Here is a 21,311-nt window from a genome sequence, read left to right on the forward strand (position 1 = left end):
AGTCTTCAATAATTACCTGTGCTGTATATTTCATAAATCGCTGTCTAATTTTAGAAGGATCTGTTGCAGTAAAGAAATAAAGTTTACCACCTTGCATTTTAGTGTCAAGGTAAATGTTTTATAGAAGCCACCCACATCGTTGTTGGTCAGCTTTAACTGAACCTTGGCCAAGACCATCAACGGCCAAAAAATGAAAAGAATTTCCCCCTTTCTTACCGATTACATGAATTATATCTAAGTGAAATCGAATGATGGTCGGCGGAGGACGCCGACCATGGACAAAATTTTTTCATGAGTATTAGGATTAAGATTTAAAGGTATTAAAGAAAACTAAAATCGAGATTTGAAATCTGATTAATGGACTTTCCAGCAATACATCATTATTTGTTTACAAAATTACAATTACACTTTTTTCATACTCCATTTGCCATAGATCAGGTAATAGCTGCAAAATAGTAGTGCACACACCCAATAAACGGTTTCCGCAAGCCAGATAACCGGTAAGCTCATATGGAATACCTCTGCCACCAGGTAAACGTATATGACATAAACAATAATGCAAGCCACTTCAATTAACAGTGACACTCTGGTTGCCCCTGTTCCGGACACGGCAAAAATGGTGAGCACTGCAACTGAAAAAAGGGTGATTGCAACTGTTACGCTCCTCAGGCTTGGAATGCTTGCGATAATCAAATCCTTTTCATTAGTGTAAATCGATAATACACTGGCAGGAAAAATATTTACCAATGCGGCGAAGACAAGGGAAAAAACAATGCTTACCGAGGCAATTTTTTTTATGAGCGGAATTACCTTCTCCTGCTTGCCTTGCCCCAATAAATTACTTGTCATAGAATTGGTTGTGGAGGCAAGTGCCCATACGGGAATACCAAAAAAGGTATAGAGACTTCGGACGAGGTTGGAGATGGCCAGCTCCCGTTCTCCCAGGTGCTCGATAACAATAAAAAACAAGAACCAGGTGCCGACACTTATAAGCTGCTGAAACACGAGGGGAGACGAAACACTTAACATTTTAACGGTTAGCGCACGCTTCATTTTTCTGAAATGAAACAAGGAAAAAAGTTTTACAAAATTTTTTCTGTAGAGGTAAAAAATAATAACCAGGGTAACCGTGGCTTCAGATATAGAAGAAGCAAGACCTGCTCCGGCAATCCCCATCTTTGGAAAATTAAATTTGCCAAATATTAACAGATAGTCAAGAATGATATTGACAAAGCATAGCACCCCGGTCGTCCATGTGGTAACTCTTGTATTACCAATTCCTACAAAAAATGCCATAAGGCAGGAGTTTATAAGGCTAAAAAAAATTCCGAAAGAACGATAGTGCAGGAACTCGCTGGTCTTTTCATGAACAAGAGAGGACTGAACAAAGAAGTACAGTAACTTATCTGAAAAAAAATACATTATAGAAAATTGAGTAAGCGCCAGAAGCAGGATCATTATTAATTCATGGTCTACCACTTCACCTATTGCTGCATCTGCACCTTCACCCTTTCTGCGTGCTACAATTACCTGCATGCCTGTATTGAGTCCATAACCCACCATGAACAAAACAAAATAAAATATACCGCCTATGGCTGCTGCACCCAGTTCAATCTCTCCTACCCTCCCGATGAAAGAAGTATCAATCAGATAAATGAGATTCTGTCCCAGGGAGCCCAGCATAATTGGCCACGCTATTAAAAAGATATTGCGATAAGAAGTATAATTGTCATTCATGCTGCAAAAATTCTTCGAAGGTATACAGATTGGAGAAAGGGGAAAATAATCCGTGTAATAATGTATTCTTTCTACTTAAAAAAGCCCGCTTCAAACCATTATTTTTGACCCATTGAGATCTTAGCTCAGTTGGTTTAGAGCGCTTCCTTGACAGGGAAGAGGTCGAGGGTTCGATTCCCCCAGGTCTCACATAATTTTTCTGCAGGACAGCAAAAAAATTAACAGAAAGATGCAATACCATGGCAGTCCTTAAAAAGCTTTTGACTGTTATAATCGCTTAATGAATAAGAAGTATGGTTCCAAAAATAATCATCACAATTCCTGCTATCATTTTTAGTGTTAGCGTTTCACCTAGAAAAATAACCGCCAAAACAATGGCAATTGCAACGCTTGCCTTATCCACCGGGGCTACTTGAGATACTTCCCCTATTTGAAGTGCCTTAAAATAAAAAATCCAGCTTAACCCGGTTGCTATACCTGATAAAACGAGAAAAAGAATATTATATCTTGTCAGTGAATATATAGAATCAGTGCCTCCGCGAAACCATGCAATGCCCCAGGCTAAAAATAAGATCACCACAGTGCGAATAGCTGTTGCCAGATCGGAATTAACATTTTTAATCCCGATTTTTGCAAAGATTGCAGTGAGTGCTGCAAAAGATGCGGAAAGCAAGGCGTAAATCCACCACATAGGTTTAAGTTTTAAGATACTGACTGGAATCACGGTACGAGATCATATCCTAAAAAAAATTTAGGATCGATTTCCCAATGAATAAAGCACCAAAGCAAAATAATACACTTGCCAAAGTGTACAAAAGGGCTGTCCCGTATTGGCCGGCCTGAATCAGCACCATATTCTCGTAAGAAAAACCGGAAAATGTTGTAAAGCCGCCGCAAACTCCTATAGTTAGAAATATCAGCCATTCTGAACTGAGCAATCCTGTTTTTTCTGCCAGTGCATATAAAAATCCCATAAGTAAACAGCCAATAACATTTACAGTAATTGTTCCAAATGGAAAAGCGGAAGGAAAACAGGAATTAATAAATTGAGTAAAGTAAAATCTGGCTACGCTTCCCAGGAAACCACCTGCGCCTACTAATAAAAATATCCTGTTCATACAGCAAAAGTTTTATATTGAACAGGAGTTATCAGCTTGTTTAAGGCGGTTAAAGGCGAACCCCATCGCCAAAGCAAAAATAAAATATTTTGATTTCGGTTTTTTATTCATCATCAACCCGCGGTTCTAACTGATACAAAGGAATCGGTAAATCCACCTAAAAAATTAAGTGTTCGCATTTCACTATAATAACCATATGGGTTTTCCATTGAAAAACCTACGTGACCTCCTTTATCGGGTGCTTCCAGAAATACACCGGAGTGGTATGTACACTCTTCCACAGGCAAACAGGCATCCGTAAAAAATGGGTCATTCCGTGCATTCAAAATTAATGTTGGTACGGTGATCCCTTGAATAAAATTTTTCCCGCTGCATTTGGCATAATAGTCATACGCATTACGGAATCCGTATAACGGTGCTGTATACAAATCATCAAAATCAACCAGCGAATGCACCTTATCAATATCTCTTCTGTCCAGGGTAAAAGAATCATTCGGCAAGTGCTTTATTGCTTTTTGCTTCAGGGACTTAAGAAAACGATTTTTGTAAATGCTCAATGCATTGCGATCCAGAAATTCTGCACAAGCCCTTAAATCAGCGGGAACAGAGATGGTTACTGCCTTACTGATGACTGCAGGAATAGCAGTACCATTTTCACCCAGGTATTTCAATACCAGGTTACCACCCAGGCTGAACCCGACGATAACCAGGTTTTTACATTGATGTGATTTCAGAATATGATCAACAACAGTTTTTACATCCTCGGTGCTTCCACTATGGTAAGAACGGGGTTGAACGTTAGGATATCCGCTGCAGCCTCTCAGGTTCATAGCAGCCACACACCAGCCCTGCTTACTTAATGCCTTTGCCATTCCTTTTATATACATGCTGTGGGCAGAAGCCTCCAAACCATGTATCAGCAGGGCAATGTTTGCAGATTTGTTCGAAAGCCAATCTATATCGAGAAAATCGCTGTCAGGAGTTGAGATTCTTTCCCTTTTGTATACTACACCTTTTACTACGCGAAATATATTCGGTACAATAGTTTGAAGATCTGCTGTGGGTAAATACCATGGATTTTTATATGCAGAGCGAACCAATGGCATTTTCTCAATACTAATATTACCTGTTCAGGTGAAGTAAAAAAATTTCGAACAGCCCAAGAATACCTCCAAAAAAAGCGCAGCATACTTTAAGCTGTAAAATATTTTTACCTGCCATGGTATAAAACTTATTTTTTAAATCCTCAGTGGAGAGCGAACTCAACTTTTCACTAATCAGTTTATTCATATCATATTTCGCCTGGAGGTCATCTGCGAAAAAATTTATTAGGTCTGGAACCATTTGTTCCAGTTCTTTCGTCAGGATTTCCTTCATCTGCAGAATAAGAGAATCTGTGACGAACATAGAAAAAATAGGAATTTTTTCCTTCAGCTTATTCTTAAGGAAATTATCAACCTTTTCCTCAAGCAGGGAATGTATCCGGCGCAGGTTCTCTTCTTCAAGAATGCTCTCTTTTAGCCTGCTGATGCTGAAAAAATTTTGTGAGACGTATCCACCCAACTGAATACCCCATTTATTTAAATTTTTCGGAATGAAACCCTGAACTTCAGCAATGAAAAAATTCTTTCTTTTAATCGGATGAATCAAAAACCAGGATAATGCTGATATTATTAACCATCCAAAAGCGGCATTTAGTATTGGAATAACCCAGATCATCGAAGGCCCTCCCAGGTTGACGGAGCCATACGCCATTGCTGTAGCCCCGATAGCTGATCTCCAGAGATGACGCCCTGTGAAAGCGCCTCATTTAATAAGGTATCGTAATCTGTAAGTGTATAAAACAAAACTTGTTTTGAGAGCAATTTTTTTTCTGCTTCCGGAAACCCATATGTAAAAATTGCGATCAGCCCTGTCACTTCACACCCAGCCCCCCGCAATGAATCTATTACACTTATGCCGCTTCCGCCCGTGGAAATGAGGTCTTCTACCACTATTGCTTTTTGGCCCGGGACTACCAATCCTTCAATGCTATTACCGAGACCATGCCCTTTTGAAGATGAGCGTACATAGCAAAATGGTGTTTCAAGATAATCAGCAACCAATGCGCCGTGAGCTATACCCGCCGTGGCAACACCGGCAATTAATTCTGTATCAGGAAACTTGAGGTTAATGATATTGCTGATCTCTTCTTTAATAAAGGTCCTTATCTCAGGAAAAGAAAGCGAAAGCCGGTTATCGCAATAGATAGGCGACTTCCATCCGCTCGACCAGGTAAATGGTTCATTAAGGTTTAACCTGACTGCATTTATTTGCAGAAGCAAACCAGCCATCTTTTGCGCTACAGATTCATTCAAAATCATCCTATGCCCGATATTTTTTACAAAGATAATTTACCTGCAACGCTTTAAAAGTGTTTAACTATTTTTTGGTATTATTTTCGGGCCCTGATTTTAATGTATCTATGAAAAAAATTTTCATCAACAATTCCAGCATATTCCTGGCCAGTTATAGGGAGCGAAATACATCACTTTTAAAATACCTTGAAGAAGAATTCTTTATCTATGAGTTCCAAAACAAAAAAGATTTATTAAAACAAATTGAAACAATAGAACAGCAACCTCCGGCCACCTGGGTAATTCTGCATAAGTCTATATCAGATTTGGAAAGGGTATTTCTTTCATGCTATAAAAAAATTACAGCAGCTGGCGGTGTTGTTTTTAACGAAGAAGACAAAATATTAATGATCTTCAGAAGAGGCAAGTGGGATTTGCCTAAAGGAAAACTTGAAAAGGGAGAATCCATCCGTGAAACAGCTAAACGCGAAGTGCAGGAAGAAACAGCAATAGAAAACCTGACTCTTCAATCACAGATTAAATTTCTGAAAGCCACCCAGGGTTGCACTTACCATACGTATAATTTAAAGGGAAAACGCATTCTTAAATCCACTTACTGGTACCGTATGAAAAGTAAGGATAGAAAATTGATTCCACAGGCTAACGAGGGAATTGAAAAAGCAGAATGGTGCACAAGATCAAAAGTTAAGCAGAACCTGAAGAATTCATATCTCTCAATAGTTGATGTGCTTAATGAAATTTAATTTTAAGTAAGACAGTCTTATTTTATGCCAATCAAAATGGTTGTTGCGGCAATTCCAATTACCAACCCTCCCAATCCCCATTTTACCCTGTCCCACCATTTTCTCCTTTCATTTTTTACAATATCAACCTGCGCCGATGATATTTTTTCACGCGCGGATTCCACATTCAATTGTATGGATGAAAGATCAGCATTAATGGTTTGCATATGGGCATTTGTAATATTCACAAGGTTTTTAGAAGAATCGGTAAGTAACTGGAAATAGTTTCGAAGGGAATCAAATTTAGCGGCCTGTTCTGCTTCATGCCTGTCGTATTCATACAGGTAGTTATCGGCGGCATCGAAAAAATTTTTCAAGGATCCGCTCTGTGACCTGAAATTCTTATAGGAAGAACTGAGTAAGCGAAAAGTGGTTTTGTTGAGAATATACACCGTATCACAGGTTACTTTTATTACCTGGCCGTTAAGCCTGGGAAGAACGCTGAAAGAATGATCATCACATATAGATTCAGTGGTGCTCTGTGCAAATAAACTGGAATAAAGCAGGATTAAAATAAGCGAAGCCAGCAAATAATTTTTGATCTGTATAATCATTATCGTGAAGTATCAATTACAATTGCCGGCCAGTCATGCCGGTTATATTTTAACAACGAATCTTTTGTCTGGCTGTATTTTTTTTTCGCCTGCTCCTTGCGCAAATTAAAATTTGCTTCATCCGCTTTAAAGCTTTTTGTGAGATTGTTTACACTACTGTTGAGGGAGCTGAGGAATATATCATACGTGGTTATCTTATTCTGCAGGTCAGTTAAATATTTTTGGGAGCTGTCCACAGATGCCAGCGTGATGCCAAGCAACATTTTTGTGGAATCCAATTTTCGGAGCGCATTGTCAATGCGGTTATCTTTCTGGCGCAAATTCATCAGCAGCAAAATGATGATCGCTGCTAATAGTACGGTAAAAGTAATCTTCCAGGATCGTTCCATATATCAGAACAAAAAGCATGTGAATATAATATAAAAGCATTAGCTCCGGATTAACCCAACGGATACCCTACAAGGTAATTCACCTTTATACCGATCCGGTTTTTCACTTGTCCTGTCTCATAAAAATAGCCGCTGTCATCCATGTTTTTAATAAGGTCGTTTAGCTGCTCTACGGTATAGAAGCGAAGCACTGAAACCGATCCATCCCACAGTGTACACAGGGGAATCAGTGGAAGAATGTAAGTAAACAATAACCTGCTCCACTTAAAAGGCCTGATGAAGGGTGTAACAAAAAAGAAAATGAGAGGCTGCAAAAGAATGACACCGAACAGAATGGTAAGAACACTTTTTGTTCCCGCATCAAAAATTCCGATCGGTGCGTTTTTAGTTCTTGCATCCAGCAATATCTTTTTTGCATCTTCCTGATTAAAATGATGAAACGATGAAAACAGGAGGCGCATTCCTTTTAAATCCTCGGGTACATTTAATGCATTCACCGGTTCCTCAATATAATTGATGCGACCTTTTGAAATATTTTTTAAATCACGATAAGCCGGAATATTGGGGTACAAGTCACTTAAAATAATTTCAGGAACCAATCCAAGCTGTTGTAACTGCTTTTGCATTTTCAAGGCACCACCCCCGCCACCGGCTCCCAGTTCCATCAGTTGGTTTTCACCTGTTTTTTTGAGAGTGGCTGCAATTATGGGCATTACAGGTTCGTAAAAATTCGTCTTCGTGATCATAAAGCGAAGGAAATCCGTCATGCCTTCCCTAACCACATCCGGAAACCACGGCAGGTCTTCAAACTCAAAGAGATGAAAACGTTTTCTTATCTGAAGCATAAGTAAATGACAAAACCCCCTTTCGGAGGTTTTATTTGGGGTGACTGATGGGACTTGAACCCACGACCCTCAGATCCACAATCTGATGCTCTAACCAAGCTGAGCTACAGCCACCAAATACCTTATGTAATATTTATTTTAAGATGTACACCGCTAATCCATTGTGCAATATCGCTTAGAAAGCAATCGTATCAATTACAACGGCGCAAAAATAAGTAAATTCAATTTTCACAACTAATGATTACTTTTTCATTCCGCTTATACTATAGATTATAAGTTTAAAGAAAACGGATTAGCCATAATTTTCCATCACCTTATTCCAATGAATTACGTTCCAGATGTCGGTAAGATATTCCGGACGACGGTTCTGATGTTTCAAATAGTAGGCATGTTCCCACACATCAACTCCCAGAACAGGCTTACCCTGGTCTTTTGCAACATTCATCAATGGGTTATCCTGGTTAGGCGTAGTAGTGATGGATAATTTACCATTCTTATCGCTGATCATCCAAACCCATCCTGAACCAAATAAATTCTTACCCGCATCATTAAAAGCAGTAGTAAAATTTTCCATAGTTTGCCACTGTGAAACCATGGCATCCTTAAGTTTTCCGGTTGGAATGATCTCTGTTTTAGGGTGCAAAATTTCCCAGAAGAAAGTGTGGTTCCAATGGCCTCCTCCATTATTCCGAATCGAATTACGTACCTCTTCAGGTAATTCATCGATGTTTGAAAGTAACTGGCGAATGCCCTGATCTTTAAAATTGGGAACTTTGGAAATAGCTGCATTAAGCTTGTCTACATACGCCTGGTGGTGTTTTGTATAATGAATTTCCATGGTTTGCGCATCGATATAAGGCTCTAAAGCATTATAAGCATAAGGTAATGGAGGAAGCTTGAAAGGGCCTTCTTCAGGTGCTTCTCGTCTTTCCATGGTCTGGATTGAACCGGAGGCAAATGATTTGCCTGCAGGAAACGCAAGGATGCCAATGGCGCCGGCAGCGGTTAATGTGCTTTTTTTAAGAAACTCGCGGCGTGAATTTTTTTTAATGTTTTGCATGAATAGATTTTTTTATTGAATGAATTTAAAGGAAACCATTTTGCTGAAAAATAATAATAAAGAAAGATTATAAAAAACGTGAAATAGTAATAATGATTTTACCTTCATTAAAGATCAAGTTTACAGATGCTCGGATCGTGAGGATTTATAATCTGTTCTGCTGGTCGGCATTTGTAATTCCTACCACATAACCCACATCACTTTGGATTATAGATCAACTTATAGATAATAGCGTTTAAATATCAAATCAATAATCAATCAGATATATATTTTCTGCCAGTGACACTTATAGTGTGATAGATATTTTTACCAGGCCGAGCTATAAATTAGCATTGATTCAATCATTAGAATTTTGTCAGGCTCATAAGAGATTGAGAATTTATAGGTGATGCCTGATGACCAACCATCTTCACCTGATTGCAGATGCAAACCCTGGCTTTAATCTTCGGGATGTCCTTCGCGATTTAAAAAATTCACTCCAAAAAGTATAATTGAGCTTATTAAAAATGATCTATAAGAGAGCCGTAAAATATGCCTATTAAATAAATTTGAGTTTACAGGAAGGATAAATCCAGAGATTAAGGAATTTCAATCCTGGCAGGAAGGGAAACATCCCGTTGAACTGGATCAGTATGGGATAATACTACAACAAAAGCTTGATTACATTCATCACAAGCCTGTGAAAGAAATGATTGTCTTTCATGCTGAAGATTACCTTTCTAGTTCTGTCTGCTATTACGTTGGTGAAAAAGGATTAATTGATGTAATTCTACTTGATGATATTTATTTTGATTGGATTACAAATCCAATATTACTTAGTCGGGATTGCAAATCCCGACCAGCAATCTATTACAATCAAAAAAAGTAGCAAAGGAATAAAATTGCTCTTCCACTGAATCTTCTTCGTATATCTTCGCACCTATGCGGCCTAAGGTATTGTTTACTACACGCTGGTATCCCAATCGCATCGATCCGCTGGATGGAAATTTCATTGAAAACCACGCGAGAGCAATACACCGGTTTGCTCACCTGGTGGTATTATATGTAGGTGCTGATAAAAACTTATCCGATGCCGGCTACGATGTGCAGATAAGTGCTCCCTATGGCTTTAAAGTGATTCATGTCTATTACCGCAACAATGATGTCGGGAAAAATTTCTTCGCCCGGTCCATCAAATTTTTTCGCTATGTTAAAGCAACCCTTTTAGGATGGAAGGAAGCACAGCGTGAATTTATTATGCCGGATGTCTGCCACGTGAACATACTCACCCGGGCCGCTGTACTTCCTCTCTATTTACGGTTCAGGTATCACATCCCTTATCTCATTACGGAACATTCAAGCATTTATGTTTCCCTGGAGCCGCATTGGCTTGCCTATCTGAAAATCCATACGCGTTATGTGGCTCACCGTGCCTTCGTGATTACTACGGTATCCACAGCTTTGCAGAATGCCATGATACGTTTTGGAATCAGGGGAAGATACCAGGTAATCCCAAACGTAGTTTTCACTAAACAAACAATAATAGTAAAGGAGCAGACTGCAGATGTAAGGATGGTTACTATTGCAAATGCTAATGATGCAAGGAAAAACATAAATGCAATCATCCGTGTCTTCGGCTTTTTAGAGCCGCAAATACCTCTTGCTAACCTTCATATTATCATTGCAGGGATTTATGATCAGGGCGAAGCATTGGCAGAAGAACTGAAGCTGCTGAATAAAAAGATTTTCTTCCATTATGGCCTGCAAAACCAGAAGGTGTATGACTTCCTTAATCAGTGTTCTTTCCTTATAGTAAACAGCTTTAGTGAAACATTCTCTATGGCAGCAGCGGAAGCCCTTGCTTCAGGCATTCCGGTAATTACTACAAAGGCTGGCGGGCCAGAGGAATTTATTACTGAAGAACGAGGGCTCACTATTGCAATAAACCGTGACGATCAGCTGGCTGAGGCCATGAAATGGATGTATAAACATCATCCGGAATTCAGTCCTGAAAAGCTACAGGAATTTGTGGCCAGCCACTTTTCTGAAGAAGTAGTCGGAAAAACTTTCCTGGACATCTATTGCTCTATGCTCAGGCAAAAAGAAAATTCCAAACAATGAATTTTTAATTCCCGTTTCTTATCAGCAAAACCCATTTGCTTTTAATTCATAAATCAAACACATTACATGGGTGTGTATCGTGCTTCGCTGATTGCATCTACAATTTGCCGTATGTATTCCTTTTTAGTACTGGTCACAGCATCCTTTATGCCTTCAGCCGTTGTAATGCGTACGGTATATTTTTCTTTTGAAAAAAGTAACCAGATAACTCCAATAAGGAAAAGTATGCCGCCTGCTGCTATTGCAATCTGGTTAGAGGTTAACTGATAGGTTCCTGATGTGGAAACGCGATCCGGAAAAATATTCATAAAACCTGCTATAGCCGCTCCTGCCCCTATTAGTAATAGAATAATTCCCGGAGCAATCGGGGCTTTAATTATAAAAAGGGAAACATTTGTTATTCCATTAATCAGGTATTGCGCTTTGCCGATAATCAAACTGCTGGAAGTAACTTTTATTCCGTGACCATCTGTGTAAATTACAGGTTCGTTTTGCATAGTTTATCTTTATTTTAGAATCACAAAACGTGTTCCATACCATCATTTCATTAATTTGTACCGAGCTTTTTTCAGTGTTACCATACTTGTAAAGTCACCTGACTGACCATAATTCCTAATATTATTATGAATATTCACCCAAGATTTTCAGTTTCTGGCGTATGAAGTGGTCTGTTATGCAATTCCTTCTGATCTTATTCCTCGGGGGAATGATAGCCTTTAATATCTGGTGCGGGATACAAATTCATACCCTATCCGGCCATCGCGCAGCCATAAAGAAAGATTATAGCCAGGTAAACAGCATCAGCTACGGACTGCTTTCAGTGAATGCCTGGAAGGATAATATTCAAAAAATATTAATTAACCGCATCCAGGATTTTTCTTTCTCACCTGAACAGGAACGTTCTCTGAAGATTCAAATCTCAAAGGCACTGAATGCCATAATCACCAAAGGTGACAGCATGCTGAACCAGAATCAAAAAACTTTCAGCGGGAAGATTAAAAAAATTGCAGTAAAGGCACTGGTTAATACTGACGACATCCGTAAAAAAGTGCCGCAGTTTTCGCAAGCAGTTATCGATGAAATAAAAAAGCCAGAGAACAGAGATAAGCTTAAAACTTTAGCAACAGAAAAAATAGATGAGCTCGCCATTCAAACCCGTGACAGCCTGGTGGATACTGCGGCGTTCCGCATGATCCTTGCAAATTATAATGCAAAAACGGTTGATGAATTCAATGATAAGACTGCCACTATAATAAAGGATCTCCAGGCAGAGATATACCGTTTCTGCTATTTGGTTATCGGATCTATGGTTTTGCTATTAATTGCCTGGTGGTTTTTTCGTAAGGCAGAAAGTCTGAGAAAGCCATTATTTATTCTCTCAGTAGTATTGGCAATAGTGGTGCTTGTAATTGGGTTAACTACTCCAATGATTGAAATAGATGCACGCATAAAGAAACTTGAATTTTTACTCTTGGGGCAGCAAGTGCAATTTCACGATCAAGTAATTTTTTTCCAGAGCAAAAGCATACTTGATGTGGTGAAAATTTTGTTAAGCACAAAAAAAACGGATTCCATGCTGGTAGGTGCTCTGATTCTCGTTTTCAGTGTTATATTTCCTTTTTCAAAGCTGATATCTACAGAAATTTATTTATTGGGAAATGAAAAAATAAGAAAAAACAAAATTTTAAATTTTTTAGCATTTAAATCAGGGAAGTGGTCTATGGCAGATGTAACCGTAGTCGCTATATTTATGGCTTATGTGGGATTTAAGGGAATACTCGATAACCAGTTGCAGTATATGAACTTTAAAACAGAAACCTTGACCAGCATTGCGACCAATGAGACCAGCCTTCAGCCCGGATTTATTGTTTTTACTTCTTTTGTATTGTACGGCTTATGCCTGTCGGAGATCCTGAAGAGAATTTCTCATTCTTCCGGGAAAATTCGGTAGAGTATACCCCAATTTAAGGTTTTTTTTCCGGTTGATCAGTGGATAATAATCTGATCTTTATTTTTTACTACAATTTCAGGTTTTCCCTTATAGAGACTGATAGTTCCGGTAACACAAATTTGTTTTCCATTCCAGGTAGTCGGGGATGTTGGAAATTTTGCAGCAACATCCTTTCGGATCACTACATTAAGCACCTGGTGAGGATATGGAGCACATAGAAATAATAGTGTCGGGATCTGCTTTATCGCGCTATCTACAGAAACACCCTTTACTTCTGTGCAAATAGTTATTGATTGTCCAACGTAGCTTGAAACTTCACCGCATGCAATCGTTTGAGCATGAACCAGGGCAAAACTACCTGTTAATAAAAGGAAAAAAAAGAATATCGTTTTCATTGCAGACTTTTGTAAATGTTACTAAAGGTAAACCATCTTTTCATTGATGGAGCCATCCTAAGCTATAGAGCATACTGATATTTGTGAATCAACCACAAGTTTAATTGACTATTTTCCCTGCAAAAAATTTTTGCTAAAGCATATCAGCCATATTTTTCAAAAAACTATCGGAGAAACATTAAGTGATCTGCTGCAAAGCAGGTATGCTAAACAATTGATCCTCGTATTTTCGATACAGGCATTTTCATTGTTCACTTCTTTCAGCATAAGCTTAATCATTACGAATTTACTGGGAGCAGCGTCCTATGGGGTTTTCAGCTATAGTTTTTCATGGGTTAACCTGCTTGCAGTGTTGAGCTGCCTTGGCTTAGAACAGCTGGCTATAAAAGAGCTTCCAAATTACCAGGTGCTAAACAGAAATGACCTTATCCGGGGTTATTTTAAATATGCACTGCGCAGAGTGATCATTACTTCCTTTATTGTTTCATTAAGTCTCTTCTGTTACTCTTTTTTTTTAAATCAACCGCCCGACCACTCTCTCCAAAAAGGGTTATGGTTTGCCCTGCCCATATTACCGGTAATTGCAGTTATCAACCTGCGTTCTGCATGGCTCAGAGGGTATCACTTTAACTCTCTGAGCCAGGTTCCTGATAAAGTACTAAGGCCATTATTGTTCCTGGTACTTCTTGCTGTGTATTATTTTTTTATTCCTGACCAGCTGAATATTTATGCGGTAATCGTAATCAGCATGGTCAGCATCCTTGCAGCCCTATTAGCCGGAAATGTTTTTATCAGTAGAAGGATATTACCTGAAGTTACAGACATAGCTCCCGCCTATGATCAGGCTTACTGGTTAAAAATTTCATTCTTACTGTTCCTCGTGAATGGTGCTTATTTTTATCTCTCACAGATCCAGATTTTAATGTTGGGTTCACTTAGCGGCGCAAAGGAAACAGGTATCTTTTCCATTGCCTCGCGTCTATCTGACCTTGAAGGTTATTTGCTCGCTGCGATGAATGTGGTGCTCGCTCCTCTCATTTCAAAATTGTTTGCAGAAAGAAATATGAAAGAGCTGCAGGCTTTGGTTACTAAAAGTTTACGCATTGGTTTTTTCTTTTCCGCTCCTGTAGTAATTCTTTTTTTATTGTTTCCCGCCTTTTTTCTGCACCTTTTCGGAGATGATTTTGCCGCAGGAACTTTTGTACTGATATTGCTTACCGTATCGCAGGTGGTTAATTTTGCAACCGGTTCGGTAGGATATTTATTGACCATGACAGGCCATCAAAAAACAGCGGTTCAGATACTCCTGTTCTGTGCTTTAGTAACCACGCTTCTGAGCTTTATCCTGATTCCTGTTTTAGGAATAAACGGTGCTGCCATCTCTGCTGCGACAAATAATATTCTGCTGAATGTGCTTATGGCTATTGCCGTTTACAGGAAAATAGGCATCAATTCCACATTACTGCGAATCAGATGAGCACCAATAAAATACCTGGTTTTTTTATTGTTGGGGCACCGAAGAGCGGCACCACTTCCCTATATTTCTATCTAAAGCAACTTCCTGAAATTTTCTTACCCAGAATTAAGGAGCTGAATTATTTCTGTACAGATCTCCATTTTCGATTTCCATTGCTTACCGAAGAGCAATTTTTCGGTTATTACGATGGTTGGAAAAATGAAAAAATTGCGGGTGAAATTTCTGTCTGGAACCTCTTCTCACGAGCCGCGCCGGGAAATATTTATAAACTAAACCCTGATTCTAAAATTATTATCCTGCTTCGCAATCCCGTAGAAATGATGGTTGCACTGCATAGCAACCATGTATTCAACGATAATGAAATCATCCTCGATTTTGAAGATGCTGTGAAAGCAGAGGAAGATCGCAAAAAAGGTAACCTGATTTCACCGACTATTAAATGCCCGGTGGAAGGATTGTATTATACAGAGGTAGCTTCTTATTTTGTTCAGGTAAAAAGATATATCGATGTTTTCGGCAAAGAGAATGTCAAAATTATTTTGTTCGAAGAGTTTAAAAAGGATGTGACCACTGCTTATAAGGAGGTAATAAAATTTCTTGAAATTACTTCTGATTTCAATCCTGATTTTAAAGTCTACAACTCCAGGAAAATCAGCCGGAGTAAATTATTAAAGAGGCTTATTGTTGCTCCTCCGGCATTGATTAAATCTTTAGGTGCTATATTTTTTCCTCATCAGACAAAGCGCAGAGATTGGCTCATGTATTGGCTCTGGAAAGTAAACACAAAAAATAAGGAACCTGAACAAATTGACTCGGCATTTAAAAGAAAGCTAATGTTGAAATTAATGCCTGATATCAAAAACCTGGAAAGGCTTGTGGAAAGGAATCTGACGGAATGGTATCGATAGGCCATTTTGTACATACATCTTTTTTATTTTATCTGATCTTTACGTTTCTAATAAATCAACTGATATGAGCGAAGTTTATTACAGCGATTACCTGCAGCTCGATAAAATCCTAAGTGCTCAGGAACCAGAAAGTATTAAAGCCGGGTTGCGTGCTGATGATGAGATGCTTTTTATAATAATCCATCAAACCTACGAGCTATGGTTCAAACAAATATTATTCGAACTCGAAATAGTTCGTAGCATCTTTGGACAGTCAGGAATCAATGACAATTCACCCGATATAATCATCAGCGTACACCGGCTTAAGCGCATCGCTTCTATTTTCATGCTTGCAGTAGATCAGATCAATATTATTGAAACCATGACGCCGCTCGATTTCCTTGATTTTAGAAATTTATTACGTCCTGCCTCAGGCTTTCAAAGTATTCAATTCAAAATTATTGAAGCCACACTGGGCTTGAAATATGAACATCGTTTTGCACAGGAATATTATATTTCAATGCTTAAGCCTGCAGATGTGCAAAAGGTAAAAGAAGCAGAATCACTTCCATCGATTGTAACCCTTATAAAACAATGGCTGGAGAGAATGCCGTTCTTTGAACAATCAGAGCTGTGGCAGAAATATATGGCGGTTCATACAAATACATCGTCCGAACACACATTTTGGAATGACTACCGTAAATTATATGATAGCAGTTTAGTGGACGCAGAAAAAAGCAACCTTCAGCACTTTGACGAATTATTTATGGAGAACATGCCGTACCCGGAAAACCGCAGTTTTTCACGCAAGGCGAATCGCAGTATTCTCTTCATTATGCTTTACCGCGATTATCCTTTAATGCAGCTTCCATTCCAGCTTCTTAATACGTTATTGGATATAGATGAATTAATAAGCACATGGCGATATCGCCATGTAAATATGGTGCACCGAATGATTGGGACGCGCATTGGAACCGGTGGAAGCAGTGGTAAAGATTACCTGCGCTCTGCACTTGACAAGCATTATATTTTTAAGGAAATTGCAGAACTCACTTCGTTCCTGATTGAGCGAAGGAATTTACCGGTTTTAACACCCGAACTTCAGCATATATTAGGCTATTCAGATATAAATAAATCGAATGTTGTAAATTAATTGATTGTAAGAATTATAATCCATGAATATCAACAATTATAAATCCCCTTAAATAAATAATTATCAACAGGTTATATTATTTAATCTAACCTTGTTTCAAAGGTGGAATATGGAAAGAAACGTGATTGAGCCTTCAAACAATTTGTGTGTCATGTTTCCGGGAAAGGTAAGTCTTAACATAATTTTCAGGTCTGTTTCTGACTTTGGTATGTAATCTATAAATGGTTTCAAGAATAATTGGATCAGAAGAATACGAACGCATCATGCTGATTCCGGTAAATTTGCAATAAGGAATATTGCCGATGTCAGGCTGAAGGGAAAGAACAGTTGGTAGATATCTATAGTGTTGAACAGGTTTCAACAACTTCTATTCACTTCTAATTTTTTCAAATAAAATGTATTGAATTATATATACAGACATGTTACGAAGTTATCAGGTTATGAATCCCATCCTTTAGCTCTTTCAATAGCTTTATGCCATTGATTTAATAATTGATCTCTTTCATTCTCATTCATCTCTGGAGAAAAAACGTTATCATTATTATTGTGACTGAGAATTTTTTCTTTATTAAAAAAGCCTACAGCTAACCCTGCAAGATAGGCAGCACCAAGTGCCGTGGCTTCACGCATAGCAGGCCGGGCAACAATCACATTTAAAATATCAGATTGAAACTGCATTAAGAAATTATTTTCGCAGGCACCACCATCCACTCTTAATTGATGTAACCCTATGCTGGAATCCTTCTCCATTGCATTAATCACATCATAGGTTTGGTAAGCAATAGATTCAAGAGTGGCTCTGATAAGATGGTTTGCAGTAGTGCCCAGGCTCAATCCGAATATTGCTCCTCTTGCATACATATCCCAGTAAGGCGCCCCAAGTCCTGTAAAAGCAGGAACTACCACCACCCCACCATTGTCAGCCACCTTCAAGGCTGCAATGCTTGATTCTGCTGAAGAAGAAAGAAGCTGTAATCCATCCCGCATCCATTGAATAGCGGCTCCGCCGATAAATACACTTCCCTCCAATGCATATTCTACAGAGTCATCTATTTTCCATGCAATGGTCGTTAACAATCCTGAAGCAGATGAAACTTTCTTTCTCCCAGTATTCATCAGCATGAAACAGCCTGTTCCATATGTGTTCTTTGCCATTCCGGTTTCAAAACACCGGTGCCCAAACAGCGCAGCCTGCTGATCGCCTGCCGCGCTTGTAACAGGAATTTTTACTCCAAATATCTTCATATCTGTGTAACCAAATAAGCTGCTTGTATTTTTTACCTCGGGAAGAATGGATGCCGGAATATTTAATTCATTCAATAGCTCTTCATCCCATTTAAGCGTGTTGATGTTAAACAGCATAGTACGGGATGCATTTGAAAAATCTGTAGCATGGACCTTGCCTCCCGTCAACTTCCAGATGAGCCAGGAGTCTATGGTTCCAAAAGCCAATTCGTTATTGATGGCAAGCTGTTGCGCGTTTTCAACATGGTCTAGAATCCATTTTATTTTGGTAGCACTGAAGTACGCATCAATCACCAGACCGGTCTTTTCTTTTACAATTTCACTGTAACCCTTAGCCTTCAGAGCATCACATATGCCGGATGTTCTTCTATCCTGCCACACTATGGCTTTATATACAGGCTTTCCTGTTTTCCGATTCCATATTACCGTAGTTTCGCGCTGATTTGCGATCCCTATGGCTGCAATGTCATAAGCAGTGATATTGCTGCTGCTTATCACTTCATAAATGGATTCCAGCTGTGTATTCCAGATTTCTTCTGCATCATGCTCAACCCAGCCGGGCGTTGGAAAATACTGGACAAATTCTTTTTGTGAAGTGCCGCAAACATTGGCGCTGTCATCAAACAAAACGGAACGGGCACTTGTGGTTCCTTCATCTAATGCAAGAATGTATTTTTTCATTAATTAAAAAATGTAAAACGAGGAACATTCACTGAGCAATATTATATCCGGTTAATTTATTTATTACATTAGAAATATTATCTGACAATATTTCAATTTTTGTAATCTTAAATAATCAGAAGATGAAACACAGCGAATTAAGCTGGACCGCTTCGAACGGAAAAAAAATATTTGCTCAATACTGGAAGCCGGACACCCCACCAATTGCACTTGTTTGTATGGTTCATGGATTTGGAGAGCACAGCGGACGGTATGCACATGTGGCAAAGTTTTTTTCTGATAATGGCATAGCTATGGTTGCTTATGATATGATTGGCCATGGAAAATCAGAAGGCAAAAGGGGACATACCCCATCCTATGATTTTTTGATAGACCAGGTTGATGACTTATTAAAGCAAGCAGATAAAAATTTTAAAAACATTCCAAGATTCCTGTATGGCCATAGCCTAGGTGCAAATATTGCTCTTAATTATTTGTTACGCCGGAACTATCAGGAAAGGAATATTAAGGGAATTATCATCTCATCACCATGGTTTCGATTGCCCTTTGATCCGCCCACATTCCAGGTCATATTAGGGAAAATAATGATGAAGATCTGGCCATCCTTTACCCAATCTTCTAAAATTGACACCAAATCGATTTCCAGTGATCCTTCAGAAGTTAAAAAGTATGAAGAAGACCCTTTAATCCATGATAAGATCTCACCGATGCTATTCTTTCCTGCAATTGACGCAGGAATTTTTGCCCAGGAGCAATCACATAAAATACATTTACCCATGCTTCATTTTCATGGATCAAAAGACCGGCTTACTTCTCACGAAGCGAGTATTGCATTTTCCAAAAATGAAAAGTATGATTACAGCTTCAGATTATTTGAGGGCGGATTCCATGAAATGCATAATGAGCTAAACAAAGATGAGGTAATGAACTTGATAGTAAACTGGATTAAAAATCACCTGAAACAAAAGGATTAAAATTTTTGGCTTTTAAACTAATACATCCTTTAAATGTGACATTTTGATTACACCATATTTATGAAGTAAGCTTAACTGTAACGTCTTATTTATTAGGATGGCTGCTGTAAATAATTTTATGAAGAAGCTGACCATACAAAAGGTCATAGCCGGATGTGAATTCAGCCAGGTAACCCTCAGCTTTTGAAAGTCCTTTACCCTGCAATGGTTTAATAATATTGTTTAACTCCTTCAGCAGGTAGAAGTAATGAGCATATTTATATTTTTTGAGGGATAACTTTTGAAGCTGAATGTACCGCATGTTTTTTTGAGCCAGGCGGGATGCAAATTCCAAATCTCCTGAATATGCAAAATATAATGTTTCAAGCATGCGGAGCCTTATCTCATATTGAAAATAAACCTGCAGGGAATTGAGTGATTTTCCAATGGCTATATATTCAAATGCCTTTTCATAAAGTCCCTTTTTAAAACACAGTTCTGCATACAAAACAGAACCCAGTACACCGGCTGATTCATGCTTGTTTTGAATATATATCAAAAAAACATTATCCAGCACCTGTTGCGCCGTACTCAGCTCATTCATAACCATTGCCAGTTCTGCAAACCGGGAATAATGGTGGAATTGATTTTTAAGTAACGTATCATACTCGTGAAATGTGCGGGCATACAGCACATATGCCTCGCCTAATTTATTTTCCTCAAACAACTGCTCCGCTTTATTACAATCGGAGAGTGCTTTTTGAAAATGTGGTAATTCTTCTTTTCTGTAAAGTGATTCAATTTGGGCCAGATAGTAATTCCTCTTTTCAAATTCGGGGCATAAATAGTTATAATAAAAAACCATTACACGGTACAGAACTGTTTTTGCGCTTACCTCCTTAACGGACTGATATTTTTTCTCTAATGCATTTAGCTCCTGAAGCAACTTCAGATGAGCCCGCTCATCCGGTGGCTTTTGCATCTGTCGATTCAGGCGTGAAAAAATAAGCTTTGATTTTACCTCAAGCTCTTTTGCGGGTTTACCGCTAATGATATTTTTTAAGTACAGATCAGCCTGTCCGTTAACCAATTTTTCATCAAGAAAGCGCGCTGGTACATTCAAGGTAAGGTTATAAAATGCATATGCATATTCCTCTTTTTTTTCAGCAGAAAGCTGATCGAATTTTGATTTCGCAGACAATTGCCTGATTTCATGAAACAGGTGCGGGAACAGCTGTTTCTTATTAAGAAAGGTGAGCTGGTCCAGGTCGTTTTCGCCAGAGAAATGCCGGTAGCATTTCTTTAGCAATACCGTATTTATCTTGTCATAATGGGATGAGGAAATATGCAGCTGATCGCAAATAGCTTTTTTATCGATACCCGTTTCAGTACGGCTTTTCAGTATTAGCTCAAGCATTTCTTTCTCCTTACCCCGCAATTGCATATGACGCAATGATTGCAATTCTGATTCATTTAAAAATGAAATAAAAGAAGGTAATAAGGCCATGGTGCTTGACTCTATTCCTGTATATAGAGATCCGAAAAATTAAGTAAATAAAAAAATATTCTATAATAAAATCAACATTTGAGGATGTTTCTGTTATTACATAAAAAATTATAGGGTATT

The 21,311-nt window shown here is 38.5% G+C and carries 21 protein-coding genes and 2 tRNA genes; 8 read left to right on the forward strand and 15 right to left on the reverse strand.

The annotated features are described in order from the left end of the window. Window positions 1-402: 402 nt before the first annotated feature. Window positions 403-1,737 (reverse strand): MATE family efflux transporter, encoded by a 1,335-nt coding sequence (locus H0W62_05115; protein ID MBA3647921.1) that lies wholly within the window; start codon window positions 1,735-1,737, stop codon window positions 403-405. 114 nt (window positions 1,738-1,851) lie between these two features. On the opposite strand from H0W62_05115, the gene H0W62_05120 reads away from it, so the two are divergent. Next, window positions 1,852-1,926, forward strand: a tRNA-Val gene (locus tag H0W62_05120). Between the two features lie 88 nt (window positions 1,927-2,014). On the opposite strand, the gene H0W62_05125 is transcribed toward H0W62_05120, so the two are convergent. From H0W62_05125 to H0W62_05145, 5 genes are all read right to left on the reverse strand, one after another. After that, a complete protein-coding gene (locus H0W62_05125) occupies window positions 2,015-2,428 on the reverse strand; it encodes an EamA family transporter (GenBank protein ID MBA3647922.1) in 414 nt (137 codons plus the stop codon). 49 nt (window positions 2,429-2,477) lie between these two features. After that, a complete protein-coding gene (gene crcB, locus H0W62_05130) occupies window positions 2,478-2,855 on the reverse strand; it encodes a fluoride efflux transporter CrcB (GenBank protein ID MBA3647923.1) in 378 nt (125 codons plus the stop codon). Window positions 2,856-2,968: 113 nt separating this feature from the next. Continuing rightward, complete coding sequence (locus H0W62_05135) at window positions 2,969-3,961, reverse strand: alpha/beta fold hydrolase (protein MBA3647924.1); 993 nt, start codon at window positions 3,959-3,961, stop codon at window positions 2,969-2,971. Window positions 3,962-3,977: 16 nt separating this feature from the next. Then, on the reverse strand, window positions 3,978-4,610 hold the full coding sequence (locus H0W62_05140; GenBank protein ID MBA3647925.1) for a hypothetical protein: 633 nt from the start codon (window positions 4,608-4,610) through the stop codon (window positions 3,978-3,980). Then, on the reverse strand, window positions 4,571-5,218 hold the full coding sequence (locus H0W62_05145; protein MBA3647926.1) for an orotate phosphoribosyltransferase: 648 nt from the start codon (window positions 5,216-5,218) through the stop codon (window positions 4,571-4,573). The genes H0W62_05140 and H0W62_05145 overlap by 40 nt, the downstream gene beginning before the upstream one ends. A 101-nt stretch (window positions 5,219-5,319) precedes the next feature. Here H0W62_05145 and H0W62_05150 point away from each other — a divergent pair, with 101 nt between their 5' ends. Then, complete coding sequence (locus H0W62_05150) at window positions 5,320-5,955, forward strand: NUDIX domain-containing protein (GenBank protein MBA3647927.1); 636 nt, start codon at window positions 5,320-5,322, stop codon at window positions 5,953-5,955. A 17-nt stretch (window positions 5,956-5,972) separates the two neighbouring features. Here the strand turns inward: H0W62_05150 and H0W62_05155 are convergent, their stop codons facing one another. The 5 genes from H0W62_05155 to H0W62_05175 form a co-directional block, all read right to left on the reverse strand. Beyond that, window positions 5,973-6,548 carry a hypothetical protein gene (locus H0W62_05155; protein MBA3647928.1) on the reverse strand — a complete coding sequence of 192 codons (576 nt, stop codon included), beginning with the start codon at window positions 6,546-6,548 and terminating at the stop codon, window positions 5,973-5,975. Beyond that, window positions 6,548-6,937: a hypothetical protein gene (locus H0W62_05160; protein MBA3647929.1), complete on the reverse strand. Its 390-nt coding sequence runs from the start codon at window positions 6,935-6,937 to the stop codon at window positions 6,548-6,550. The genes H0W62_05155 and H0W62_05160 overlap by 1 nt, the downstream gene beginning before the upstream one ends. 50 nt (window positions 6,938-6,987) lie before the next feature. Then, on the reverse strand, window positions 6,988-7,782 hold the full coding sequence (locus tag H0W62_05165; GenBank protein MBA3647930.1) for a class I SAM-dependent methyltransferase: 795 nt from the start codon (window positions 7,780-7,782) through the stop codon (window positions 6,988-6,990). Window positions 7,783-7,818: 36 nt separating this feature from the next. Then, a tRNA-His gene (locus tag H0W62_05170) sits at window positions 7,819-7,896 on the reverse strand. A gap of 178 nt (window positions 7,897-8,074) precedes the next feature. Further along, window positions 8,075-8,842: a superoxide dismutase gene (locus tag H0W62_05175; GenBank protein MBA3647931.1), complete on the reverse strand. Its 768-nt coding sequence runs from the start codon at window positions 8,840-8,842 to the stop codon at window positions 8,075-8,077. Between the two features lie 921 nt (window positions 8,843-9,763). Between H0W62_05175 and H0W62_05180 the strand changes: the two genes are divergently transcribed. Beyond that, window positions 9,764-10,942, forward strand: a complete 1,179-nt coding sequence (locus tag H0W62_05180; protein ID MBA3647932.1) for a glycosyltransferase — start codon at window positions 9,764-9,766, stop codon at window positions 10,940-10,942. Between the two features lie 62 nt (window positions 10,943-11,004). On the opposite strand, the gene H0W62_05185 is transcribed toward H0W62_05180, so the two are convergent. Then, window positions 11,005-11,439 carry a hypothetical protein gene (locus tag H0W62_05185; GenBank protein ID MBA3647933.1) on the reverse strand — a complete coding sequence of 145 codons (435 nt, stop codon included), beginning with the start codon at window positions 11,437-11,439 and terminating at the stop codon, window positions 11,005-11,007. A gap of 161 nt (window positions 11,440-11,600) precedes the next feature. Here H0W62_05185 and H0W62_05190 point away from each other — a divergent pair, with 161 nt between their 5' ends. Beyond that, window positions 11,601-12,893, forward strand: coding sequence for a paraquat-inducible protein A (locus H0W62_05190; GenBank protein ID MBA3647934.1), 1,293 nt, complete (start codon window positions 11,601-11,603; stop codon window positions 12,891-12,893). 35 nt (window positions 12,894-12,928) lie between these two features. Here the strand turns inward: H0W62_05190 and H0W62_05195 are convergent, their stop codons facing one another. Further along, on the reverse strand, window positions 12,929-13,288 hold the full coding sequence (locus tag H0W62_05195) for a hypothetical protein (GenBank protein ID MBA3647935.1): 360 nt from the start codon (window positions 13,286-13,288) through the stop codon (window positions 12,929-12,931). Window positions 13,289-13,418: 130 nt separating this feature from the next. Here H0W62_05195 and H0W62_05200 point away from each other — a divergent pair, with 130 nt between their 5' ends. The 3 genes from H0W62_05200 to H0W62_05210 all read left to right on the forward strand — a co-directional run bounded on the left by H0W62_05200 (window position 13,419) and on the right by H0W62_05210 (window position 16,805). Further along, entirely contained in the window at window positions 13,419-14,765 is a 1,347-nt protein-coding gene (locus H0W62_05200) for an oligosaccharide flippase family protein (protein MBA3647936.1), read from the forward strand. After that, complete coding sequence (locus H0W62_05205) at window positions 14,762-15,673, forward strand: sulfotransferase domain-containing protein (protein MBA3647937.1); 912 nt, start codon at window positions 14,762-14,764, stop codon at window positions 15,671-15,673. The genes H0W62_05200 and H0W62_05205 overlap by 4 nt, the downstream gene beginning before the upstream one ends. A 64-nt stretch (window positions 15,674-15,737) precedes the next feature. Continuing rightward, window positions 15,738-16,805 carry a tryptophan 2,3-dioxygenase gene (locus tag H0W62_05210; GenBank protein ID MBA3647938.1) on the forward strand — a complete coding sequence of 356 codons (1,068 nt, stop codon included), beginning with the start codon at window positions 15,738-15,740 and terminating at the stop codon, window positions 16,803-16,805. 438 nt (window positions 16,806-17,243) lie between these two features. Here the strand turns inward: H0W62_05210 and glpK are convergent, their stop codons facing one another. Then, window positions 17,244-18,731 (reverse strand): glycerol kinase GlpK, encoded by a 1,488-nt coding sequence (glpK, locus tag H0W62_05215; protein MBA3647939.1) that lies wholly within the window; start codon window positions 18,729-18,731, stop codon window positions 17,244-17,246. Between the two features lie 122 nt (window positions 18,732-18,853). Between glpK and H0W62_05220 the strand changes: the two genes are divergently transcribed. Further along, the gene (locus tag H0W62_05220) at window positions 18,854-19,705 is read left to right on the forward strand and encodes an alpha/beta hydrolase (protein ID MBA3647940.1); all 852 of its coding nucleotides are present in this window, start codon (window positions 18,854-18,856) and stop codon (window positions 19,703-19,705) included. 85 nt (window positions 19,706-19,790) lie between these two features. Here the strand turns inward: H0W62_05220 and H0W62_05225 are convergent, their stop codons facing one another. Beyond that, on the reverse strand, window positions 19,791-21,191 hold the full coding sequence (locus H0W62_05225; protein MBA3647941.1) for a hypothetical protein: 1,401 nt from the start codon (window positions 21,189-21,191) through the stop codon (window positions 19,791-19,793). Window positions 21,192-21,311: the final 120 nt, after the last annotated feature.

It is taken from the genome of Chitinophagales bacterium, assembly GCA_013816805.1.
Taxonomy (GTDB): domain Bacteria; phylum Bacteroidota; class Bacteroidia; order Chitinophagales; family UBA10324; genus MGR-bin340.

Coding starts and splice junctions, on each gene's coding strand:
- H0W62_05180 (MBA3647932.1), top strand. CDS start 9,764: ATGCGGCCTAAGGTATTGTTTACTACACGCTGGTATCCCAATCGCATC.
- crcB (MBA3647923.1), bottom strand. CDS start 2,855: ATGAACAGGATATTTTTATTAGTAGGCGCAGGTGGTTTCCTGGGAAGC.
- H0W62_05175 (MBA3647931.1), bottom strand. CDS start 8,842: ATGCAAAACATTAAAAAAAATTCACGCCGCGAGTTTCTTAAAAAAAGC.
- H0W62_05195 (MBA3647935.1), bottom strand. CDS start 13,288: ATGAAAACGATATTCTTTTTTTTCCTTTTATTAACAGGTAGTTTTGCC.
- H0W62_05210 (MBA3647938.1), top strand. CDS start 15,738: ATGAGCGAAGTTTATTACAGCGATTACCTGCAGCTCGATAAAATCCTA.
- H0W62_05220 (MBA3647940.1), top strand. CDS start 18,854: ATGAAACACAGCGAATTAAGCTGGACCGCTTCGAACGGAAAAAAAATA.
- H0W62_05190 (MBA3647934.1), top strand. CDS start 11,601: ATGAAGTGGTCTGTTATGCAATTCCTTCTGATCTTATTCCTCGGGGGA.
- H0W62_05125 (MBA3647922.1), bottom strand. CDS start 2,428: ATGTGGTGGATTTACGCCTTGCTTTCCGCATCTTTTGCAGCACTCACT.
- H0W62_05225 (MBA3647941.1), bottom strand. CDS start 21,191: ATGGCCTTATTACCTTCTTTTATTTCATTTTTAAATGAATCAGAATTG.
- H0W62_05155 (MBA3647928.1), bottom strand. CDS start 6,548: ATGATTATACAGATCAAAAATTATTTGCTGGCTTCGCTTATTTTAATC.
- H0W62_05135 (MBA3647924.1), bottom strand. CDS start 3,961: ATGCCATTGGTTCGCTCTGCATATAAAAATCCATGGTATTTACCCACA.
- H0W62_05205 (MBA3647937.1), top strand. CDS start 14,762: ATGAGCACCAATAAAATACCTGGTTTTTTTATTGTTGGGGCACCGAAG.
- H0W62_05140 (MBA3647925.1), bottom strand. CDS start 4,610: ATGGCGTATGGCTCCGTCAACCTGGGAGGGCCTTCGATGATCTGGGTT.
- H0W62_05150 (MBA3647927.1), top strand. CDS start 5,320: ATGAAAAAAATTTTCATCAACAATTCCAGCATATTCCTGGCCAGTTAT.
- H0W62_05115 (MBA3647921.1), bottom strand. CDS start 1,737: ATGAATGACAATTATACTTCTTATCGCAATATCTTTTTAATAGCGTGG.
- H0W62_05160 (MBA3647929.1), bottom strand. CDS start 6,937: ATGGAACGATCCTGGAAGATTACTTTTACCGTACTATTAGCAGCGATC.
- glpK (MBA3647939.1), bottom strand. CDS start 18,731: ATGAAAAAATACATTCTTGCATTAGATGAAGGAACCACAAGTGCCCGT.
- H0W62_05185 (MBA3647933.1), bottom strand. CDS start 11,439: ATGCAAAACGAACCTGTAATTTACACAGATGGTCACGGAATAAAAGTT.
- H0W62_05145 (MBA3647926.1), bottom strand. CDS start 5,218: ATGATTTTGAATGAATCTGTAGCGCAAAAGATGGCTGGTTTGCTTCTG.
- H0W62_05165 (MBA3647930.1), bottom strand. CDS start 7,782: ATGCTTCAGATAAGAAAACGTTTTCATCTCTTTGAGTTTGAAGACCTG.